The organism is Cupriavidus sp. 22TCCZM01-5 (assembly GCF_057798915.1).
Genome location: NZ_JBYOJR010000014.1, coordinates 20,258 through 41,692, shown reverse-complemented (window position 1 = coordinate 41,692; position 21,435 = coordinate 20,258). Strand labels below are relative to the sequence as shown.

The window sequence follows — 21,435 nt, the reverse complement described above, 5'->3', positions numbered from 1 at the left end:
TCGTGGTCCGCGCGCCCCCAGTCCTCTCCCCGCTTCGCCCATGACTGCCCGCGATCTATCCCCGTTCCTGCGTCGCCTGAATGACCACTGCGCCCGCGCCCTCACCGATGCCGCCAGCCTTTGCGAAGCCCGTGCCCACCGGGATATCGAGGTCGAGCACTGGCTGATCAAGCTGCTGGAGCTGGGCGATGGCGACCTGCTAGCGATCCTGCGGCGCTATGAACTGGATGTCGACGGCATCTGGAACGCGCTGCTGGCCGCCATCGACCGGCTGCCACACGATCTGCGCGGCAAGCCCGGCCTCTCGCAGCGCGTCGGCCAGTGGCTCGAGATCGCCTGGATGCGCGCATCGCTCGAAGCGACGGCACCCGGCGAGTCGAAATCCATCCGTTCCGCGCACTTGCTCGCCGCGCTGGCCGAGTCGCCGTACTTGCTGCGCGCACCCGATGCGTGGCCGCTCCTGTCCGTGTCGGCCGCGCAGATCGAGCGCCTGACGCACGAACTGAACAAGATCTCCGTCGAGGCGGTTACGCCCGTTGCCCATGGTGCCGATGGGAAAGCTTCCGATTCGCCAATGCCGGAGCCAGCCCCGCCGAGGCCGATGCCGGGTCAGGCTGACACCTCCGCGCTGGCCCGCTTCACCACCGATATCACGCAGAAGGCGCGCGACGGCAAGATCGACCCTGTGTTTGGCCGCGATGTCGAAATTCGCCAGATGGTCGATATCCTGGCACGGCGGCGCAAGAACAACCCGATCCTGGTTGGCGAGCCGGGGGTGGGCAAGACCGCGCTCGTGGAAGGGCTGGCGCTCAAGATCGCCGAAGGGGATGTGCCCGCCGTCATCCGGGACGTCAGCGTGCTGACGCTGGACCTGGCGCTGTTGCAGGCCGGTGCAGGCGTCAAGGGCGAATTCGAGCAGCGCCTCAAGAATGTGATTGAGGCCGTGCAGCAATCCCCGACCCCGACCTTGCTCTTCATCGATGAGGCCCACACCCTAATCGGCGCGGGCAATACCGCCGGTGGCGCCGATGCCGCGAATCTGCTCAAGCCCGCGCTCGCGCGGGGTGAACTGCGCACCATTGCGGCCACCACCTGGTCCGAATACAAGCAGTATTTCGAGCGCGACGCCGCGCTCGAACGTCGTTTCCAGATGGTCAAGGTCGACGAGCCCGATGAGGAGAACGCCTGCCTGATGCTGCGCGGCCTGAAGGAGCGGTATGCCCGACACCACGGCGTACACATCACCGATGCGGCCGTCGCCGCAGCCGTCCGGCTGTCGCACCGCTACCTCACCGGGCGCCAGTTACCGGACAAGGCCGTCGACCTGCTCGACACCGCCGCCGCGCGCGTGCGCATGAGCCTGGAGGCCACACCGGTCGCCATTTCCGCCTGCGAAGCCGAGCGCGCGGCCCTCGAGGTCGAGCGCACTGCCCTGCTGCAGGACCGCGACGCCACCGGTGCCGAGGCCGGCGCAAGGCTGGCGGCCATCGATGCCCGGCTGGCCGCGCTGGCCAGCGAGTTGAACGCGTTCTCGCACGCCTTCACCGAACAGAAACGCGCCGCCGGGAACCTGATCGCATTGCGCGCTCAATGGCACGCGGCCACCGATGAGTCGGTCCGCCGGGATCTGGTGCCGTCGATCCAGGCCGCGCACCAGGCGCTAGCCAGGCAGGGCCACCCCGCGCTGCTGCACGCGGAGGTCGACGAGACGGCCATTGCCCAGGTGATTGCCGATTGGACTGGGGTACCGGTCGATAGTCTGCTGTCCAGCGAGCTGGCCAACCTGTTGGAGCTGGAAGCGCGTCTGGGCCGGGTAGTGGTCGGCCAGGACGAGGCGCTGGCCGCGCTTGGCAAGAGCCTGCGGGCGGCCAAGGCGGGACTCAAATCCGGGGATGCGCCGCTGGGCGTGTTCCTGCTGGTCGGGCCTTCCGGCGTCGGCAAGACGGAAACAGCCCGTGCACTGGCGGATCTGATGTTTGGCGGCGAGCGCTCGCTGATCACCATCAACCTGTCGGAATACCAGGAAGCGCACACGGTCTCGCAGTTGAAGGGTTCGCCGCCGGGGTACGTCGGATACGGAGAAGGCGGCGTGCTGACCGAGGCGGTCCGTCAGCGCCCTTACAGCATCGTTCTCCTGGATGAAGTCGAGAAAGCCCACCGCGACGTACTGAACCTGTTCTACCAGGTCTTCGACCGCGGCTTCATGCGCGACGGCGAAGGCCGGGTGATCGACTTCCGCAATACCGTCATCCTGATGACCTCGAACCTGGGCAGCGAACAGCTTCTGGCAGCGGCCGATGCCGCGGCGCAGGCCGCTGCCGAACTCCCGGCCGGCACCCTGATGGAAGCGATCCGTCCGCTGCTGGTCGACCATTTCCAGCCAGCGCTGCTCGCACGTTTCCAGACCATCGTGTACCGCCCGCTGTCGGCCGAGGCCATGGGCACGATCGTGCGGATGAAGCTTGGCAAGGTGGCCGACCGGATCGCGCGTCGCTATGGCGTGCCGTTACGGTGTGATGATTCCCTGGTGGCCGAACTGGTGCGGGCCTGTCTGCTGCCCGATTCGGGCGCGCGCAACATTGACAGCCTGCTCGACCAGCAGATCCTGCCGGTACTGTCGCGCGAGCTGCTGGTGCGTATGGCCGACAGGCAGGCGCCGGCGCCGATCCATCTGTCGTTCTCCGAGGAAGACGGCATCGGCTTGATCTTCGAGGAAGCATCCGTCACCACGGAGGCGAGCGCGTGACAAGGGGCGGGCCGGGCCTCTTCGAGGCGGTGACCGGATTCTTTGCGAACGGGTTCGCGATCGACGAGTTCGACGCTGCCACGCAGACCTTCCTGTCGATACAGGACAACATCCAGCGCATCCTCAACAGCCGCCGCGGTGGCCTGGCCCACTTGCCGGACTATGGCCTCGGCGATCTGTCCCGCATCTACCGGCACCTGCCGGCCTCGGCGCACACGCTCAAGCGCGAAATCGAGACCACGCTGCTGCGCTATGAACCGAGGCTGAAGGCGGTCGACCTCACGATCGAGGAGACCGAGCCGGGCATGCTGCTCAGCTTCACCATGAGCTGCCACCTGCACCAGGCCGGGCTGGTGCGGTTCGGCACGCACTTCACACCTGACGGACAGACGCGGCTCAAACTGCTGAAGGCCGACCGCGATCGTGAATGACTCCACGACCGATAGCGCGCCCGTCCCCCGCAAGCGGGAGACGGGCGCAAACATGCGGGCAACCTCTGTCGCGTTGTGGGAGAACGCTCCCAACCGCGCTTACTCGACCGCGATCCCCTTCTCGCGGATCACCTTGCCCCACTTGGCGTAATCCTGGCGGATACGCTGGCCCATCTGCGCCGGCGCCTGATAGTTGGCGATGGCGCCGGCCTTCAGCAGCTTGTCCTGGACATCCTTGTCAGCCAGGATCTTTCCGACTTCGGTCGAGACGCGATCCACGACATCCTTCGGCGTTCCCGGCGGCGCCAGCAAGCCGCCCCACGACACCGCGTCATAGCCCTTGAAGCCTTGCTCGGCGATGGTCTTGACGTCCGGCAGCATGGCCACGCGCTGCGGCGAACCGACCGCGATGGCGCGCAGCTTGCCAGCCTGGATGTGCGGCAGCGCGGCGACGAGGTCGGCATACATGATGGGCACCTGGCCGCCGATGGTGTCGCTGATGGCCGGCACGCCGCCCTTGTACGGCACGTGCTGCATCTCGAAGCCGCCCATCTGCTTGAGCAGTTCCATGCTCAGGTGGCCGAAGCTGCCGGCACCCGAGCTGGTGTAGTTGAGCTTGCCGGGCTGGGCCTTGGCCTGCGCGATCAGCTTCGGCAGGTCCGTCACGTTCGGCAGCAGCGTGGGGTTCACCACGACCACGATGGGCAGGTCATAGACCGTGGCCACCGGCGTGAAGTCCTTGATCGTGTCGTAACCGGCCTTCCGGTACAGATGCGGGGCCAGCAGCGTCGGCGTGGCCAGCATCATGAGCGTGTAGCCGTCGGCCGGGCTCTTGGCCACCTGCGCGGCCGCGATCGAACCCGACGCACCGGCGCGGTTCTCCACGATCACGGGCTGCTTGAGGGCCTCGCCTAGCTTCAGGCCGACGATGCGCGACGCGGTGTCCGTGGGGCCGCCCGGCGGGAACGGCACGACCAGCTTGATCGGCTTGCTCGGCCACGCCTGCGCGAACGCGCTGCTGACCAGCAGCGGTGCCGCGGCCAGTGCCAGGATGGCGCGGCGGCGGGAGTGGACCATACGGGTGAAATTTCGAATGCGCACTTTATTGTTCCGGTTTGAGTCAGTGCAAGGTCTCCATTGGGCCCCCTTGCCGGGCCTGGCCGCGCCAACGGTCATGACGTCCGCGCGGCGCAAATACTCAGGCGTTGCCCGGGGTCTCCGGCAGCGTCAGCACGCCACGCGCCTGCAGGTCCTGCAATTGCTCATCGCTCAGCTGAAGCAGGTTCTGCAGCACGGCGCGCGTGCCTTCGCCCAGCGTGGGCGGCGCGCTGCGGATCGGCAGGCGCTGGCCGTCGAGGCGGTACGGCGGCGCGAACACATGCGTGCTGCCGGCCACCGGATGCGGCATCTCGCGCAGCAGGCCGCCCTGGCGGGTCCGCTCGCTGGTCAGCGCCTCGTGCAGGCCGGCCACTTTGCCACAAGGGATGCCGCAGGCCGTCATGCGCTCGAGCAGCAGGTCGCGCTTAAAGCTGCGGATCAGGCCGGTGATAAGCGGGGTCAGCGTCTCGCGGTTCTTCGCCCGCTCGACATTGGTCGCATAGCGCGGATCCTCGACGATGTCCGGGCGCTCGATGACCTGGCGGCAGAACTTGTCGAACTGGCTGTTGTTGCCCACCGCGATGATCAGCGGGCCGTCGGCGGACTCGAACATACCGTAGGGCACGATCGACGGATGGGCATTGCCATAGCGTGCCGGGTCGCGGCCCAGCAGCATGGCGTCCAGGCCATAGTAGCCCGTGACCATCAGGCCGCAGTCGTACAGCGCCATTTCGATCAGCTGGCCCTTGCCCTTGCGTTCGCGGCGGAACAGCGCGGCCAGCACCGCCTGCGCCGCGTACATGCCGGTCATCAGGTCCACCACGGCCACGCCGAACTTCAGCGGCGGCGTGTCGGCTTCGCCGTTGAGCGCCATCAGGCCGGCCTCGCCCTGGATCACCAGGTCGTAGCCGGGGCGCTTGGCCTCTGGGCCGCTGGTGTTGTAGCCAGACACCGCGCAGTAGATCAGCTCGGGCTTGATCGCCTTGAGCTGTTCATAGCCCAGGCCCAGCTTCTCGGCGCCGCCGGTCTTGAAGTTGTGGATGACCACGTCGAACTGCGGCAGCAGGTCATAGACGATCTGCACGCCTTCCTTGCTCTGCAGGTCCAGCGTGATGGACCGCTTGTTGCGGTTCATGCTGTTGAAGTACGTGGTCTCGGTCTTGCCGATGCGCATGCCCCAGTCGCGCGTATCGTCGCCGCGGCCCGGGTGTTCGACCTTGACTACTTCGGCACCGAAGTCGGCCAGGACCTGGCCGCACAGCGGCCCCGCGAACACGCGCGACAGGTCCAGCACACGCACCCCTTCCAGCGGGAAGTCGATGCCCTGGGATTGTTCCGTTGTAGTTTGCATTGCTCGTCTCCATGGGCTGCGACGAGGCAGGGTCGGCCTCGTCGCAATGAACTACTGTGGCCAGGCGGGCGTCATGCGCCGCGCATATCAGCGTGCCTGGTTGAGGCTGGCGAAATCCTTGCCTTCCGCCACCAGCTTTTCCAGCAGCGGCGCCGGCTTCCAGAACAGCGGGTCTTCCTTGGCGAAGGTCCGGATATCTTCCAGGATCTTCGGCAGGCCGACCATGTCCGCGTACTTCATCGGGCCGCCGCGGAAGCGCGGAAAGCCATAGCCGGACAGGAACGTCACGTCGACATCCAGCGGACGCAGCGCGATGCCCTCTTCCACCACCTTGGCGCCTTCGTTGACCATGGCCGCCATATAGCGGCGCATGATTTCCTCGGCCGTGAACTTGCGCGGCACGATGCCCTTCTTCTGGCGCTCGGCATCGACGATGGCAAGCACTTCCGGGTCGGGCTGGCCGACACGCGCGCCCTGCGGGTAGAGGTAGAAGCCGCGGCCGGTCTTCTGGCCGAACCAGCCGCGCTCGCAGATGCGGTCGGCGACCTCGACATAGCGCGCCTTCGGGTCGCGCGTCGCGGCGCGGCGCTTGCGGGTGGCCCAGCCGATGTCGCCGCCGGCCAGGTCGGTCACCTGGAACGGGCCCATCGGGTAGCCGAAGCCGCGCACGGCCTCGTCGATCTCGTAGGGGCTGGCGCCGTCTTCCATGATGTAGTCGGCGGCCTGCTTGTAGACGGCCAGGATGCGGTTGCCGATGAAGCCGTCGCACACGCCCGCGCGCACCGGGATCTTCTTCATGCGCTTGGCGAGCTCGAACGCGGTGACCACGACATCGGGGCTGACCTTCGCCGGCACGACGATCTCCAGCAGCTTCATGATGTTGGCCGGGCTGAAGAAATGCAGGCCGATCACGTCCTGCGGGCGCGAGATGCTGCCGGCAATCGCGTCGATATCGAGATACGAAGTATTGGTGGCCAGCACGGCGCCGGGCTTGCACACGCGGTCCAGCTGCTGGAATACGGCCTTCTTGACCTCGATGTCCTCGAACACGGCTTCGATCACCAGGTCCACGTCGGCAATGGCGTCATACGACGTGCTCGGCGTGTAGCGCGCCAGGATCGCGGCCTTGCCCTCTTCGGTCATGCGGCCCTTGGCGATCAGGCCGTTGTACACCTTCTCGACGTTGGCCTGGCCGCGCGCGATCGACTCGGCGTCGCGCTCGATCATCACCACTGGCAGGCCCGCGTCCAGCGCGGCCACGGTGATGCCCGCGCCCATGGTGCCGCCGCCGATCACGGCGACGCGGTTGAGCGCGCGCGGCGCGGCGCCTTGCGCCTCGGGCACCTTGGCGGTTTCGCGCTCGGCGAAGAAAGCGTGGACCAGGCCCGCGCGCTGCGGGCTGTTCAGGCATTCGACAAACAGCGCACGTTCGCGCGCCAGGCCTTCGTCGAACGGCAGTTCCACCGCCGCGCGCACGCACTCGACGATCTTCAGCGGCGAGAACAGGCCGCGGCTCTTCTTCGCGGTATCGGCTTGCAGCGCATCGAGTTCGGCCAGAGCGGCCGCCTTATCGGCAATGGCCAGGTCGCGCGTGCGGCGCAGCGGCGCGCCTTGGCCGAGCAGTTCGTTGACGTAGGCCAGGCCGGCTGCCACGGGATCATCCCCGTCAGCCAGGCGATCGACCAGCCCGGCGGCCTGCGCGGCCTTGGCCGACAGGTGCTTGCCGCTGAGCATCAGTTCGGCAGCGGCCTTCGCGCCCATCAGGCGCGGCGCGCGCTGCGTGCCGCCGGCACCGGGCAGCAGGCCCAGGTTGACTTCGGGCAGGCCCAGCTTGGCGGCCGGCAGCGCCAGTCGATAGTGCGCCGACATGGCGACTTCCAGTCCGCCACCAAGCGCCGGGCCATGGATGGCGGCGACCATGAGCTTGCCGCTCGCTTCGATCCGATTGCAGACCTCGGGCAGCGACGGCGGCATCGGCGGCTTGCCGAATTCACGGATATCGGCGCCGGCGATGAAGGCCTTGCCTTCCCCCACGACCAGCACGGCGCGCACGCCGGCATCGGCCTGCGCCTGCTCGATCGCCTGCTTCAAGCCCTGGCGCACCGCCACGCCCAGCGCATTGACCGGCGGGTTGCAGAGGCTGATCACCTGCACGTCGCCGTGGCGAAGAGCGCGAACGACGGAAGCTTCGTTGGTCATGGTTGTCTCCGATTGAGGTCAACCCGGCATTTTGCCTCGATAAGCTGGCTATACAATCCCAAAGGCCATTGACAAAATGTCAAACATAATTTGACGCTGCCTCGATCCTTCCGAAGGGAGGCGTTTGCGACATGATATCTGTCCTTCAGGTGCGTTGATGAGCACTAATCAGTGCCGCTGGACAGCAATATCAGGCTGCGATGCGTCCAAACGGTATCTCAGTCCTTCGCTTCCCAAAGAGCAAATTCTTCCCGCGCACCCCGGCACGCCGCCGCATCGCGCGGATTCCGCGGCATACCCGCATTCCCAGCAGAAGCAGCCCGGCCCGCAGTTTCAGCCGGCGAAATTTTTCCGCGCCGCAGAATGACCAGCCTTGCTGCCTGGCCTATAACCCCTCCTACAGGTTTCACTAAATGAAAGCCTGACAAAGGAGACAACCGGCGTGACCACTCCCAGCACCTCGCTGCAGAAGGCCTGCCGCCTGCTGCGCGCGCTGACCGATGCCCGCAACAGCCGCCTGACCGACCTCGCGAACGCCGCCGGCGTCGACAAGGCGTCGGCGCTGCGCCTGCTGGAAACGCTGGTGGCGGAAGGCATGGTGCAACGCGACCCGGCCACCAAGGCGTTCATGCCCGGCCCGGAATGGCTGACGCTGCATGCCACCACCGTGCAGCGCACCGACCTGCGCCCGCTGGTCCGGCCCGCGCTGATCCGGCTGGCCAATGCCTTCCAGGACAGCGCCATCCTGTCCGTGCCCAGCGGCTGCGAATCGGTCTGCATCGAGCTGCGCCTGGGCACCTTCCCGATCCGCGCCAATTACCTGGAGATCGGCAGCCGCCGGCCACTGGGCATCGGCGCCGGCAGCCTGGCGCTGCTGGCCGCCCTGCCCGATGCGGAGGTAGAGGCCGTGCTCGACGGCATCGCGCCGGCCATGCGCCGCTATCCGCGTTTCAGCCGGCCCATGCTGCTCGGCCATATACAGGCCACGCGCGAACGCGGCTACGCGGTGCTGCTGGATGTGGTGGTAGAGCGCATGGGCGGCATCGCCATCGCGCTGCGCGGCCCCGACGGCTACCCGCTCGGCGCGATCAGCATCGCCGCACTCGATGAGCGCATCACCGACCGCGAAGCCGCCATGGCGCGCGCGCTGCGGCGTGAAGCCGAAGCCTTCGACCAGACCTGGCGCCCGCACACCGGCGCTTCCCCCGACACAGAACGAGAACGGCCGGCCGCCCGGCCACGCGCCCGAGAGGAGGCATGACATGCGCTGGAAGCAACGTCCGCAAGGTTCCAACTGGGGCGATTTCGGGCCCGACGACCAGCTCGGCCGCATCAACCTGATCGGCCCCGAGCAGGTCGTGAAAGGCGCGCGCGAGGTGCAGGCCGGACTCAGCTTCTGCCTGTCGCTGCCGCTCGACTACCCGGGCGGCAACAAGCTCAACCCGCGCCGCCACCCGCCGGTGCTGCGCTCGACCTTCCGCGATGACATCCCGTATGTGAATTTCCCGCTGGCGAAGATCGATCCGGCCGCCATCGATGTCCTCAGCGACGACCAGGTGCTGATGTGCCTGCAGTACAGCACGCAATGGGATTCGCTGGCACACGTGGGCGCGCTGTTCGATGCCGACGGCGACGGCAGGCCCGAGCGCGTCTACTACAACGGCTACCGCGCCAACGAGCATATCGTCGGCCCCGTTGACTACGCCGAGGACGACCACTTCGCGGCCCACCCCTGCGGCCACGATCACAGCGCTGCACAGGCGCTGGGCATTGAGAACTTCGCGGTCAGTGGCATGCAGGGCCGCGGCGTGCTGGTGGACCTGGCCCACACCTTTGGCATGGACTTCCGCAACGTCGGCTATGACGACCTGATGCAGGCCATGGACGCCACCAAGGCCGAGGTCGAGCCCGGCGACATGCTGCTGCTGCGCACCGGCTTTGCCGAAATCGTGCTGTCGATGCAGCGCGAGCCCGACGAAGCGGTGCTGCACCACAGCTGCTGCGCGCTCGACGGGCGCGACGACAAGCTGCTGCAATGGATCACCGATGCCGGCATTGCCGCGCTGGCCGCCGACAACTACGCGGTCGAGCGCTACCCGGCCCGCCCCGCGCCCGATGGCGACAAGCACCACCCGCTGCTGCCGCTGCACCACCACTGCCTGTTCAAGCTGGGCCTGCCGCTGGGCGAGCTGTGGTACCTGCGCGAACTTGCCGACTGGCTGCGCGCCAATGGCCGCACCCGCTTCCAGCTCACCGCGCCGCCGCTGCGCCTGCCGGGGGCGGTGGGCTCGCCGGTGACACCGATCGCCGCGGTCTGACCACATCACACGACACTACACAACGAGCCAGGGAGACGACATGAAGCTACGCCATTCGATGTTCCGCAAGGCCGCCGGCACGCTCGCCATGGCTGCCGCGCTTGCCTGCGGCGCCGCGCAGGCCCAGCCAGCGGCAGTAATCTCTGACGACATGGTCAAGATCGGCATGCTGCTCGACATGAGCGGCCTGTACGCCGACGTCACCGGCCGCGGCAGCGCCACCGCGGCGCAGATGGCCATCGACGACTTCGGCGGCAAGGTGCTGGGCAAGAAGATCGAGCTGGTGGTGGTCGACCACCAGAACAAGGCGGACATCGCCGCCAACAAGGCGCGCGAATGGTTCGACACGGGCCATGTCGATGCCATCCTCGACGTGGCGGCATCCGCGCCGGCGCTGGCCGTGCTCGACGTAGCCAAGCAGAAAAACCACATCGTGGTGTTCTCAGGCCCCGGCAGCGAGCGCATCACCAACGACCTGTGCACGCCGGTGTCGGTGCACTATGCTTACGACACCTATGCGCTCGCCAATACCACCGCGCGCGCCATGGTGCAGCGTGGCGGCAAGACCTGGTTCTTCCTGACCGCCGACTATGCCTTCGGGCACACGCTGCAGGAGTCGGCCACCGCGGTGATCAACGAAGCCGGCGGCAAGGTGCTGGGCGCCGCGCGCCACCCCATCGGCGCGAGCGACTTCGCGTCCTACCTGCTGCAGGCACAGGCCAGCAAGGCGCAGGTGGTAGGCCTGGCCAATGCGGGCGGCGACACCGTCAACGCGATCAAGGCTGCATCTGAATTCGGCCTGACCCGCAACGGCGCGCAGCGCATGGCCGGCCTGCTGCTCTACATCAACGATATCCATGCGATCGGCCTGAAGACGGCCGCCGGGCTGGTGCTGACCGAGGCCTTCTACTGGGACATGAACGACGCCACGCGGGCCTGGTCGCGGCGCTACTTCGAGAAGGTGAAGAAGATGCCGAACATGAGCCAGGCGGGCGCCTATTCATCGGTCATGCACTACCTGAAAGCCGTGCAGGCCGCGGGCACCGACGAAACCGCCGCGGTGATGAAGAAGATGAAGTCCATGCCGATCAACGACTTCTTTGCGAAGAATGGCCGCATCCGCGAAGACGGCCGCATGATCCACGACATGTACCTGTTCGAAGTGAAGAGCCCGGCCGAATCGAAATATCCGTGGGACTACTACAAGGTGCTGGCAACGGTGCCCGGAGAGCAGGCCTTCATGCCGGTGTCGAAGTCGCAGTGCCCGCTGCTCAAGCGCTGACATGGCGAACAAGAGCTACGTACGCGGCACCGGCAACACGCGCTTCGGCCGCATCGAGGGCAGCACGCCGCTGACGCTGATGGCGCAGGCCACTGATGCCGCGCTGGCCGACAGCGGCCTGTCGCGCGCCGACATCGACGGCGTGCTGTGCGGCTATGCCACCACGGTGCCGCACCTGATGCTGGCCGACCGCTTCTGCGAGTACGCCTCGCTGACGCCGGCCTATGCGCACGGCGTGGCTGCGGGCGGCGCCACCGGCGGCGTGATGGCGATGCTCGCGCACGAGCTGGTGCACGCCGGCCGCTGCCGCCACGTGCTGGTGGCGGCCGGTGAAAACCGGCTCAGCGGCCAGAGCCGCGACCAGTCGATCCAGACGCTGGCGCAGGTCGGCGAACCACATGCCGAGGTGCCCAATGGCGCATCGGTGCCGGCCTACTACGCGCTGCTGGCCTCACGCTACCTGCATGAAGCCGGCATGGATGCCGATGCGCTGTCGGACTTTGCCGTGCTGATGCGCGAGCACGCCGCCAGCCATCCGGATGCGCATCTGCGCGAACCGTTGTCGCTGGCCGATGCACGTGCAGCGCGTGCCATCGCCACGCCGCTGCGCCTGTCGGATTGCTGTCCGATCTCCGATGGCGCGGTCGCTGTGATCGTGTCGGCCGAGCCCGGCCCCGGCACGCCGGTGCGCATCGCCGGCGCGGGGCAGGCGCACCGGCACCAGCACCTGAGTGCGATCGACGACGTCATGCAGACTGGCGCCGCGGACGCCGCGCGGCGCGCGTTTGCCGAGGCGGGCGGCGGTGTGGAAGGCATCGATTACCTGGCGATCTACGACTCGTTCACCATCACGCTGGTCATGCTGCTGGAAGAACTCGGGCTGGCAGGACGCGGGCAGGCGCATGCGCGGCTGCGCGCCGGCGACTTCGGCTCCGACGGCGCGCTGGCGCTCAATACGCATGGCGGCTTGCTGGCCTTCGGGCACTCGGGCGTGGCCGGCGGCCTGATGCACCTGGCCGAAGCCGCGCGCCAGCTCGCGGGCCGTGCCGGCGCACGCCAGGCGGGCACACGCCGGCGCGCGCTGTTCCACGCCGATGGCGGTGTGCTGTCGTCCCACGTCAGCCTGGTGCTGGAGGCCATGCCATGACCCATCCCTACACCGCCGGCCTGGACGCCGGCGTCGTGCGCTACCAGTGCTGCGACGACTGCGGGGCATGGCAGCCGCTGGAGCGCCACGCGTGCCGCGCCTGCGGCGGCGTGCAACTACGCTGGCGCGATGCCGTCGGACTGGCGACAGTCCACGCCGTGACCGAGATCAGCCGTGCGCCGGACGAAGCTTTCCGCGCGCTCGCGCCCTACACGCTGGTGCTGGCCACGCTCGACGAAGGCCCGCGCGTGATGGGCCATGCCGAGCCCGGCGTGGCCATCGGCGACCGGGTGCGGGCGAGGTTCCTGCGCTTCGGCGAGGGCACGCTGCTGCGTTTCCGGCGCGAATAGCGCCACCTTTGGCGCCTTGCCGGCAAGCGCCCGCCCCGTCCCAACCGGCATCCACAACCGGAGTACTCCTTGGCACCGAAACGATCCCGGCGGCACGCGCTCGCCTTGCTTTCCTGTCTGGCCCTGTCCGCTACGGCCTTGCCGGCGGCGCACGCACAAACGTTCCCGAACAAGCCCATCCGGCTGGTGGTGCCCTATCCGCCCGGCGGTCCCACCGATATCGTCGCCCGCGTGGTCGGGCAGAAGCTGACCGACAAACTCGGCCAGCCGCTGGTGGTGGAGAACCGGCCGGGCGCCGGCGGCAATATCGGCGCCGAAGCCGTGGCCAAGGCCGCGCCGGACGGCTACACGCTGCTGGTCGCCACCACCGCGCACGCCATCAACATGACGCTGTTCAGCAAGCCCGGCTATGACACGCGCAAGGACTTCGCGCCGGTCAGCATGCTCACGCGCGGCCCGCTGGTGCTGGTGACCGCGCCAGCCACGCCGGCCGGCAACGTGGCCGAGCTGATCGCGCTGGCCAAGTCCAGGCCGGGACAGGTCACCTTCGCCAGCTCCGGCAACGGTCAGTCGACCCATCTCGCCGCGGAACTGTTCAACAGCATGGCGGGCATCCACATGACGCACGTACCGTACAAGGGTAGCGCTCCCGCACTGACCGACGTGATGGGCGGCCAGGCCACGGTGATGTTCGACACCATGCTCTCGGCCATGCCCTTCGTGCGCGACGGCAAGCTCAAGGCGCTCGCCATCACGGGTGCCACGCGCTCGCCGGCCGCGCCAGACACACCGACCATCGCGCAGGCCGGACTGCCTGGCTACGAGGCGAGCGCCTGGAATGCGCTGCTGGCCCCGGCCAGCACGCCGCCCGCGGTCCTCGGCACGCTCAACGGCGCACTCAAGGCCGTCCTGCAGGATCCGGACGTCCGCGCGCGCTTTGCCTCGCAGGGCTTCGCCGCCGAATGGACCGAGCCCCCCGCCACCGCCCGCTTCATCGGGCAGGAGATCGACAAGTGGGCCCGGGTCGTGAAGACCTCGGGCGCCACCATCGACTGAACTCTCACGAATCCCGCTTATTGCCTTGCTCATGACCGCCCCACTCCAACCCCTGCTCTCCCCTCGCTCGATTGCCGTGATCGGTGCCTCCGACAATATCCACAAGATCGGCGGCCGGCCCATCCACTACATGAAGACGCACGGCTACGCCGGTACCCTCTACCCCGTCAATCCGCAGCGCGATGCTATCCAGGGCCTGCGCGCCTACCCCACGCTGGATGCGCTGCCGGAAGTCCCGGAGCTGGCCATCATCATCGTGGCCGGCGAGGCCGCGGTGCAGGCCGTGCACGACTGCGCGCGGCTCGGCGTGGCGGCGGCCATCGTGATCGCCTCCGGTTTCGGCGAGGCGGGCCCGGAAGGCCTCCGCCAGCAGGACGAGATGGTGCGCGCCGCGCGCGCTGCCGGCCTGCGGCTGGTGGGCCCGAACAGCCAGGGCCTGGCCAGCTTCGGCAGCGGCGCGATCGCCAGCTTCTCCACCATGTTCATCGAGGTGCCGCCGCAGGATGGTCCGGTGGCCGTGGTCAGCCAGAGCGGCGGCGTGGCGGCCATGGTCTACGGGCTGCTGCGCGGACAGGGCATCGGCGTGCGACATATGCACGCCACCGGCAACCAGGCCGATGTCACGGTCAGCGAACTGGCGCTGGCCGTCGCGCATGATCCCGGCGTGCGGCTGGTGCTGCTGTACCTGGAGAGCCTGACCGATCCCGAGGTGCTGGCCGAAGCCGCGCGCGTGGCGCGGGCCCGCAACGTGCCGGTCGTGGCGGTCAAGGCGGGACGATCGCAGGACGGCCAGCGCGCCGCGGCCTCGCATACCGGCGCGATCGCCAACGAAGACCGCGCCGTCGATGCCTTCCTTGCCCGCCATGGCATCTGGCGCGTGGACGATGCGCACACACTGGCGCGCTGCGCGCCAATGTACCTGCGTGGCTGGGATGCCGGCGGGCGCCGGCTGGTGGTGATAAGCAACTCGGGCGCAAGCTGCGTCATGGCGGCCGACGCGGCGCAGTCATTCGGACTGACGCTGGCGCCGCTGTCCGGCACTACCCGGGCCGCGCTCGCCGAACGCCTGCCCGGCTTTGCCACGACCACGAACCCGGTCGACGTCACCGCGGCGCTGCTCACCAACAGCGCACTGTTTGGCGAGGTGCTGCCCGTAGTGGCGCGTGACCCTTCGGCCGACCTTTTCCTGCTCGACATCCCGGTCTCCGGCATGGGCTACGACGTGTCGCGCTTCGCGCGCGACGCCGCGGCGTTTGCCGACACCGCGGGCAAGCCCATCGCGGTCGCGGCCTGGCAGGCGCCGGTGGCCGAGGCATTCCGCGAAGCCGGCGTACCGACCTACGCCAGCGGCGCCGAAGCGCTGTCGGCGTTCTCGCAACTGGTCTCGCACCAGCAACGCCTGCGGCAGATCGCCGCCGAAGGCGAGCCGCCGGTGCCGGCGCGCCACGCGCAGCCGATCGCTGCTGCAGGCACGACGATGAGCGAGGCCGCAAGTCTCGCCCGGCTGGTGGCGGCCGGCATGCCGGTGGTCGAGCACTACGTCTGCCATGACGTCGATGCCGCGGTGGCCGCCTGGCAACGCATCGGCGCGCCCGTGGCGGTCAAGGCAAGCTCCCCGCAGGTGCCGCACAAGAGCGAGCACGGGCTGGTGGCCCTGCATTGCAACGATCCGGAAGCGGTTGCCGGCGCCTTCACGGCACAGACCCGCAAGCTGCAGTCGATGGGCGTGACGTGTGAAGGCGTCGTGGTCGCGCGCATGGCGCGCGGCCAGCGCGAATGCATGATCGGCGCGCATTGGGACCCGGTGTTCGGCGCGGTGCTGGTGGTCGGCGACGGCGGCAAGTATGTCGAGGTGCTGCGCGACACTGCCGTGCTGCTCGCCCCCTGCCGCGAGGCGGACGTAGAACGGGCGCTGGCCGGTCTGCGCATCGCCCCGCTGCTGCTGGGCGTGCGCAACGAGCCGGCCGTGGACATTGCAGCCCTGTGCCGGCTGGCCGTACAGGTGGGCGAGCTGGTCCACGAGGCCGGTGGCGCCATTCACTCCGTCGACCTCAACCCGGTCATGGCGAACCCCGACGGTGTGGTGGTGTTGGATGCGCTGCTCGAGGTGGCGGAAGCCCCGCGTCAGGGCCGTTGACGACCGATCGCCCTGGAAGCGGCTTCAGTCGACGGCGTTCAGGGCTTCGCCCAGCGCATTAATCAGGTCGTCGATCTCGCGCGGGTCGGCAATGAACGGCGGCGCGAGCTGGATGGTGTCGCCGCCGTAGCGCACATAGAAGCCCTTCTTCCAGCAGTGCTGGGCAATCTCGTAAGGGCGGCGGCCCGGTTCGCCGGGCGCGTGCGCGATGGTCAGGCCGGCGGCCAGGCCGTAGTTGCGGATGTCCAGCACATGCTTGCTGCCCTTCAGGCTGTGCACGCTTTCCTCGAACATCGGCGCGAGCGCGCGCACGCGTCCGACCATGTCCTCCTTCTGCAGTACATCCAGCGCGGCGATGCCGGCGGCGCAGGCGACCGGGTGCGCGGAGTAGGTGTAGCCGTGCGGGAACTCCAGCATGTAGTCGGGGCCGCCCGACTGCATGAAAGTGTCGTAGATCTCCTTGCTGGCGATCACCGCGCCAAGCGGCTGCGCGCCGTTGGTAACCTGCTTGGCCACGTTCATGATGTCCGGCACCACGCCGAACGCTTCCGCCGCGGTGGTCGCGCCGACACGGCCGAAGCCAGTGATGACCTCGTCGAAGATCAGCAGGATGTTGTAGGCCGTGCAGATCTCGCGCAGGCGCGCCAGATAGCCGGCCGGCGGGATCACCACGCCCGCCGATCCGGAGAACGGCTCGACGATCACTGCGGCAATGGTCGAGGCGTCATGCAGTGCGATCAGGTCGAGCAGGCGGTCGGCCAGCTCGGCGCCATGCGGCGGCAGGCCGCGCGAGAACGCGTTCTGCGCCAGTTGCGTATGGGGCAGGAAGTCCGCTTCGATCCCCTGGCCGAACAGCTTCCGGTTCGGCGCGATGCCGCCTACCGAGATGCCGCCGAAGTTCACGCCGTGGTAGCCCTTCTCGCGGCCGATCAGCCGGGTCTTGCCGGCCTGACCTTTGGCCCGCCAGTAGGCGCGGGCCATTTTCAGCGAGGTGTCGGCCGCCTCGGAGCCTGAGCCGGTGAAGAACACATAGTCGAGCCCGGCCGGCGTCATATCGCGCAGCTTGTTGGCCAGCGTGAAAGACAGCGGGTGCCCGTGCTGGAAGGCCGGGGCGTAGTCGAGCTGCGCCGCCTGGCGGCTGATGGCCTCGGTGATCTCCTGACGCCCATGGCCCAGCCCCGAGCACCAGAGGCCGGACAAGCCGTCGAAGACCTTGCGCCCGTCGGCATCGGTGTAATAGGCGCCGCTGGCCGCCACGATCATGCGCGGGTCAGCCTTGAACTTGCGGTTCCCCGTGAACGGCATCCAGTGGGCATCGAGCCAGGCGGCATCGGTGCGGATGTCCGGGTCTTGCGAAGATGGGAGCGTCGAGGTGGTCATGGTGTTCGCGTGGATCTGCGTTGGTTTCGCCCTGGTTTTGCGCCGGGCGCGGAGGAAACTTTGTGTGTTGCCGATTATTGGCAACGGCGTTAGTCTTTTGAATATTCAAATATCCATCTTTACTTGTATGAATGCGCAAGTATCCGGGCCACGCTCCCGGAAGAGCCGTGCCCTGCTCGGGCAGTTGAGCGACATGGACCTGCGGCTGCTGCGCGTCTTCAAGGCGGTGGTCGAATGCGGCGGCATGGCCGCGGCGGAACTGGAACTGAATATCGGCATCTCGACGATCAGCCGCCACGTCAAGGACCTGGAGACCCGGCTGGGCCTGACGCTGTGCCGCCGGGGCCGCGCCGGCTTCACGCTGACGCCGGAGGGCCAGGGCATCTACGAGGAAACGTTGCGGCTGCTGGCTTCGGTGGAAGCGTTCCGCAGCAGCGTTGACGACATCCACAGCCGCATGGGCGGCGAACTGCACGTGGCCGTGTTCGACAAGACCGCCACCAACCCGCAAGCGCGGCTGGGCGATGCGATCGCGCGGTTCTGCGAAGCCGCGCCGGACGTCTCGCTGAACCTGCATGTGGCAACCATTGGCGCAGTGGAACGGGGCGTCATGGAAGGCCGCTTCCATGTGGGCATCATCCCCGTGCACCGCAGCTCGCGCAGCCTGGCCTATACCGAGCTGTTCGACGAGACCATGCTGCTCTACTGCGGCGCCCGCCATCCGCTGTTCGGCAAGCCAACCGGCAAGCTGTCGTGGGCCCAGCTGCGCGCGTATCCGTTTGCCGGGCTTGGCTATCACTCGCCCAATATGGAACTGAGCCATCGGGCCAAGCTGCTGCGCAAGGCGACCGGCTTCGACCAGGAGTCGATTGCCACACTGATCCTGTCCGGCCAGTTCCTGGGCTTCCTGCCCGATCACTACGCGGCGTATTTCGAAAGCCAGAAGCTGATGCAGGCCATCGAGCCCGGGCGCTTCCAGTATGCGTGCCGGTTCGTGAGCCTGCTGCGCCGCTCGCCGGAGCCGTCGCGCGTCGCGCTGCTGTTCGAGCAATGCCTGCAGGAGGCGCACGGCAAGGCGTGAGCCGGCGGCGTGGCGTTTGCGCGGGGCCGCGCCTTCCCGCGAAGGCGCGGCCGCAGGACATCAACTTGCCCAGGACGTGTTGTCGTCAAGCGGGTACACCGGCCTCGCGACCTGACGGAACGGGAAGCGCTCATAGCGTGAACTGGTGACGCCCTCCCCATCGCACTCGACCACCGCCCTGGCCATCGGCACGAAGACCGGGCGGCAGTACATGCGCGATTTCAGCAGCAGGAACCTCGCCCGGTGCGGATCGATGCCGATGTGGGTGAAGATCCCCGCGTCCCAGTGCTCTTGCGGCGTCTCGGTCACGATCACCTGCGCCGCGCCGATATCGAGCAGCACCGTCCGTCCCATGCGAATGCGCTGCCCGGTGTACGTGGGGCCGCTGATGACGTACTCCCCATCGCTCACGGCGGCCACCTTGCCGGTCAGCAGCTTCGGTCGCGGATAGACGTCCAGCTGCGGCAACGGTACCTTGTCGCCCACGGGCAGCGTGATGCTGGCGCCGACCCCCGCGTCCAGCAGCGCCGCCACCGCCTCCGGATCGCAGACCGGCCCGACCGCAATGCCGGTCAAGCCCTGCGCCAGCGCTTCATGCAGCACCGCCATGTTGTCGCAGGTGCCGCCGGACATGCAGTTGTCGCCGTGATCGAGCAGCAGCACCGGCCCTTCGCCAGCGCGTTCGGCAAGTTGCGCGGCACGCGCGATGGAACTGGCCAGCGGCTCCGCTTCGTACGAAAAGCCATCGCGCTCGCCCCACGCCTGCGCCGCGATCCGGCTGGCAATCTCGTCGGCCTTTGCCGGGTCGCCGTCGCCGACTACGATCACGCTCAGGCATGGGGCGGCGATATCGGCCAGGCCAAAGCCGGCCAGCACGGATACCGCCAGCATGCCGTCCCGCTCCGCCTCGCGCGCCAGCGCGACGGCGCGCTGCATCGCGCCTTCGTCGGTCCGGCTGCGCAGGGTATGCGTGATCAGCGGCGGACGCCGCCATGCCATCACCGGCCGCACGAGCCCGGCGACCATCTCCAGCAGCAGGCGGCCGGCATGCGCGCCGGTTTCGTACATGTCGACGTGCGGGTAGGTCTTGAAGCTGACCGCGATGTCCGCATGGTCGATCAGCGCCTGCGTGATGTTCCCGTGCAGGTCCAGGGCCACCGCAACCGGCGCATGCGGCAGCACGCCGCGCAAGCGGCGCAGCAGGTCCCCTTCGCCGTCGTCGCTGTTCTCCGCCACCATCGCGCCGTGCAGGTCGAGCATCACGGCGTCACAGCCGGCTGCGGCCGCGACGATGGTGTCGCACAGGTGGGTGTAGGCGTCGGCGGCAACGCGGCCGCTCGGGTTGGCCGCGGCAATCACCGGCACCACGATCTCGGCGCCTGCGGCCTCGGCCAGGTCGATAAAGGCCGCCGCAGCGGTACGGGTGCCTTTGGCGGCGCGATAGGCGGCTTCGCCGTAGCTAGGCTCGAACGACGCCAGCGGCGTCGGCACCGGCGAAAAGGTATTGGTCTCGTGGTTGAGACGGGCAATCAGGATCTTCATCGGGGCAGTCCGTTCGGGTTCAGGGCAGCGTGGCGGCATCGAGCATCGCGTGCAGCAGCACATTGCAGCCGGCTTCGAGGTGCTCGGGCCGTGCGTCTTCGATTTCGTTGTGGCTGATGCCGTCCTTGCACGGCACGAAGATCATCGCCGCCGGGGCGACGCGGGCCAGGTAGACCGCGTCGTGCCCGGCACCGCTGATCACGTCCATGGCGGAATGCCCGAGGCGGCGTGCGCCGTCCCGTACCGCTTCGACCAGACGGGCTTCGAACGGCTGGGGCGGGAAATACACTACCTGCTGCAGATCGATGGCGATACCGCTGCGTGCCGACAGGGCCGCGGCGGCGGCACGGAACGCCGTGTCCATGGCGGACAGCACGGTGTCGTCAGCGGCGCGCAGGTCGACCGTCATCGTGACCCGGCCCGGAATCACGTTGCGCGAATCGGGATGCACGCTCAGACAGCCCACGGTGCTGCGACCATGCGGCGGATGGTCCAGCGCGATGCGGTTGACCATGCCGACAAGTTCCGATGCGGCCAGCAGCGCGTCCTTGCGCAAGTGCATCGGCGTGGGCCCGGCATGCGCTTCCATGCCGGTCAGCACCACGTCGTACCAGCGCTGGCCGAGGGCACCGGTCACTATGCCGATGGTGGTGTCGTTCGCTTCCAGCACCGGGCCCTGCTCGATATGGGCTTCAAAGTATGCCCCCACGGGGCGCGCGCCGACCGGCTCCGGTCCGGCATAGCCGATGGACTGCAGCGCCTGTCCGACGGAGATACCGTCGCGGTCAAGCTGCTGCAGCACGTCGGGCAGCGCGAATTCGCCGATGAACGCGCCCGAGCCCATCATGACCGGGACAAAGCGCGAGCCCTCCTCGTTGGTCCACACCGCGACCTCGAGCGGCGCATCGGTGACAATGCCGGCGTCATCCAGCGTGCGCAGCACCTCGATGCCGGCGAACACGCCATAGTTGCCGTCGAACTTGCCGCCGGTCGGCTGCGTGTCGATATGGCTGCCGGTCATGACCGGCGGCAGCGTGTCGTCGCGCCCGGCGCGACGCGCGAAGATATTGCCGATGGCATCGACCCGGATCGCGCATCCCGCGGCTTTGGCTTCGGCGACGAAGAAGTCGCGCCCCTGCCGGTCCAGGTCGGTCAGCGCCAGGCGGCATACACCGCCCTTGGGCGTGGCGCCGATGGTGGCCAGGCGCATCAGCGTGTCCCACAGGCGGTCCCCGTCGACGCGCAGGTCGGCCCGCGCACCGGCAGTGGCAGCTGCCGTGCGGGCGGCTTGCATGGTAGTCATGAAATCCCTCGTAT

The 21,435-nt window shown here is 68.1% G+C and carries 16 protein-coding genes; 10 read left to right on the top strand and 6 right to left on the bottom strand.

Annotated features, from left to right (window positions below; translation table 11 throughout):
- The first annotated feature begins 40 nt into the window (after positions 1-40).
- On the top strand, positions 41-2,746 hold the full coding sequence (gene tssH, locus AC3FNH_RS15210) for a type VI secretion system ATPase TssH (RefSeq protein ID WP_488720626.1): 2,706 nt from the start codon (positions 41-43) through the stop codon (positions 2,744-2,746).
- Positions 2,743-3,177, top strand: a complete 435-nt coding sequence (tssE, locus tag AC3FNH_RS15205; RefSeq protein WP_488720625.1) for a type VI secretion system baseplate subunit TssE — start codon at positions 2,743-2,745, stop codon at positions 3,175-3,177. The genes tssH and tssE overlap by 4 nt, the downstream gene beginning before the upstream one ends.
- Positions 3,178-3,276: 99 nt before the next feature.
- Here the strand turns inward: tssE and AC3FNH_RS15200 are convergent, their stop codons facing one another.
- From AC3FNH_RS15200 to AC3FNH_RS15190, 3 genes are all read right to left on the bottom strand, one after another.
- Positions 3,277-4,254 carry a Bug family tripartite tricarboxylate transporter substrate binding protein gene (locus AC3FNH_RS15200; RefSeq protein ID WP_276101192.1) on the bottom strand — a complete coding sequence of 326 codons (978 nt, stop codon included), beginning with the start codon at positions 4,252-4,254 and terminating at the stop codon, positions 3,277-3,279.
- Between the two features lie 121 nt (positions 4,255-4,375).
- Positions 4,376-5,626 carry a CaiB/BaiF CoA transferase family protein gene (locus tag AC3FNH_RS15195; protein ID WP_276101191.1) on the bottom strand — a complete coding sequence of 417 codons (1,251 nt, stop codon included), beginning with the start codon at positions 5,624-5,626 and terminating at the stop codon, positions 4,376-4,378.
- A gap of 87 nt (positions 5,627-5,713) precedes the next feature.
- Complete coding sequence (locus AC3FNH_RS15190; protein WP_488720624.1) at positions 5,714-7,825, bottom strand: 3-hydroxyacyl-CoA dehydrogenase NAD-binding domain-containing protein; 2,112 nt, start codon at positions 7,823-7,825, stop codon at positions 5,714-5,716.
- Positions 7,826-8,267: 442 nt separating this feature from the next.
- Between AC3FNH_RS15190 and AC3FNH_RS15185 the strand changes: the two genes are divergently transcribed.
- From AC3FNH_RS15185 to AC3FNH_RS15155, 7 genes are all read left to right on the top strand, one after another.
- Positions 8,268-9,086: an IclR family transcriptional regulator gene (locus AC3FNH_RS15185; RefSeq protein WP_488720623.1), complete on the top strand. Its 819-nt coding sequence runs from the start codon at positions 8,268-8,270 to the stop codon at positions 9,084-9,086.
- Between the two features lies 1 nt (position 9,087).
- On the top strand, positions 9,088-10,143 hold the full coding sequence (locus AC3FNH_RS15180; protein WP_488720622.1) for a cyclase family protein: 1,056 nt from the start codon (positions 9,088-9,090) through the stop codon (positions 10,141-10,143).
- 40 nt (positions 10,144-10,183) lie between these two features.
- Positions 10,184-11,425 (top strand): ABC transporter substrate-binding protein, encoded by a 1,242-nt coding sequence (locus AC3FNH_RS15175; protein ID WP_488720621.1) that lies wholly within the window; start codon positions 10,184-10,186, stop codon positions 11,423-11,425.
- Between the two features lies 1 nt (position 11,426).
- Positions 11,427-12,572 (top strand): thiolase family protein, encoded by a 1,146-nt coding sequence (locus tag AC3FNH_RS15170; RefSeq protein WP_488720620.1) that lies wholly within the window; start codon positions 11,427-11,429, stop codon positions 12,570-12,572.
- Positions 12,569-12,922: a Zn-ribbon domain-containing OB-fold protein gene (locus AC3FNH_RS15165; RefSeq protein WP_488720619.1), complete on the top strand. Its 354-nt coding sequence runs from the start codon at positions 12,569-12,571 to the stop codon at positions 12,920-12,922. The genes AC3FNH_RS15170 and AC3FNH_RS15165 overlap by 4 nt, the downstream gene beginning before the upstream one ends.
- 69 nt (positions 12,923-12,991) lie before the next feature.
- Complete coding sequence (locus tag AC3FNH_RS15160) at positions 12,992-13,978, top strand: tripartite tricarboxylate transporter substrate binding protein (protein ID WP_488720618.1); 987 nt, start codon at positions 12,992-12,994, stop codon at positions 13,976-13,978.
- 31 nt (positions 13,979-14,009) lie between these two features.
- Entirely contained in the window at positions 14,010-16,115 is a 2,106-nt protein-coding gene (locus AC3FNH_RS15155) for an acetate--CoA ligase family protein (RefSeq protein WP_488720617.1), read from the top strand.
- A 24-nt stretch (positions 16,116-16,139) separates the two neighbouring features.
- Here the strand turns inward: AC3FNH_RS15155 and aptA are convergent, their stop codons facing one another.
- Positions 16,140-17,495, bottom strand: coding sequence for an omega-aminotransferase AptA (gene aptA / locus AC3FNH_RS15150; RefSeq protein WP_488720616.1), 1,356 nt, complete (start codon positions 17,493-17,495; stop codon positions 16,140-16,142).
- A gap of 127 nt (positions 17,496-17,622) precedes the next feature.
- Between aptA and AC3FNH_RS15145 the strand changes: the two genes are divergently transcribed.
- Positions 17,623-18,576: a LysR family transcriptional regulator gene (locus AC3FNH_RS15145; protein ID WP_276101181.1), complete on the top strand. Its 954-nt coding sequence runs from the start codon at positions 17,623-17,625 to the stop codon at positions 18,574-18,576.
- Positions 18,577-18,636: 60 nt separating this feature from the next.
- Here AC3FNH_RS15145 and AC3FNH_RS15140 read toward each other — a convergent pair whose 3' ends face one another.
- Both AC3FNH_RS15140 and AC3FNH_RS15135 read right to left on the bottom strand, forming a co-directional pair.
- Positions 18,637-20,118, bottom strand: a complete 1,482-nt coding sequence (locus AC3FNH_RS15140; protein WP_488720615.1) for a M81 family metallopeptidase — start codon at positions 20,116-20,118, stop codon at positions 18,637-18,639.
- Between the two features lie 19 nt (positions 20,119-20,137).
- On the bottom strand, positions 20,138-21,412 hold the full coding sequence (locus AC3FNH_RS15135) for a Zn-dependent hydrolase (RefSeq protein WP_488720677.1): 1,275 nt from the start codon (positions 21,410-21,412) through the stop codon (positions 20,138-20,140).
- Positions 21,413-21,435: the final 23 nt, after the last annotated feature.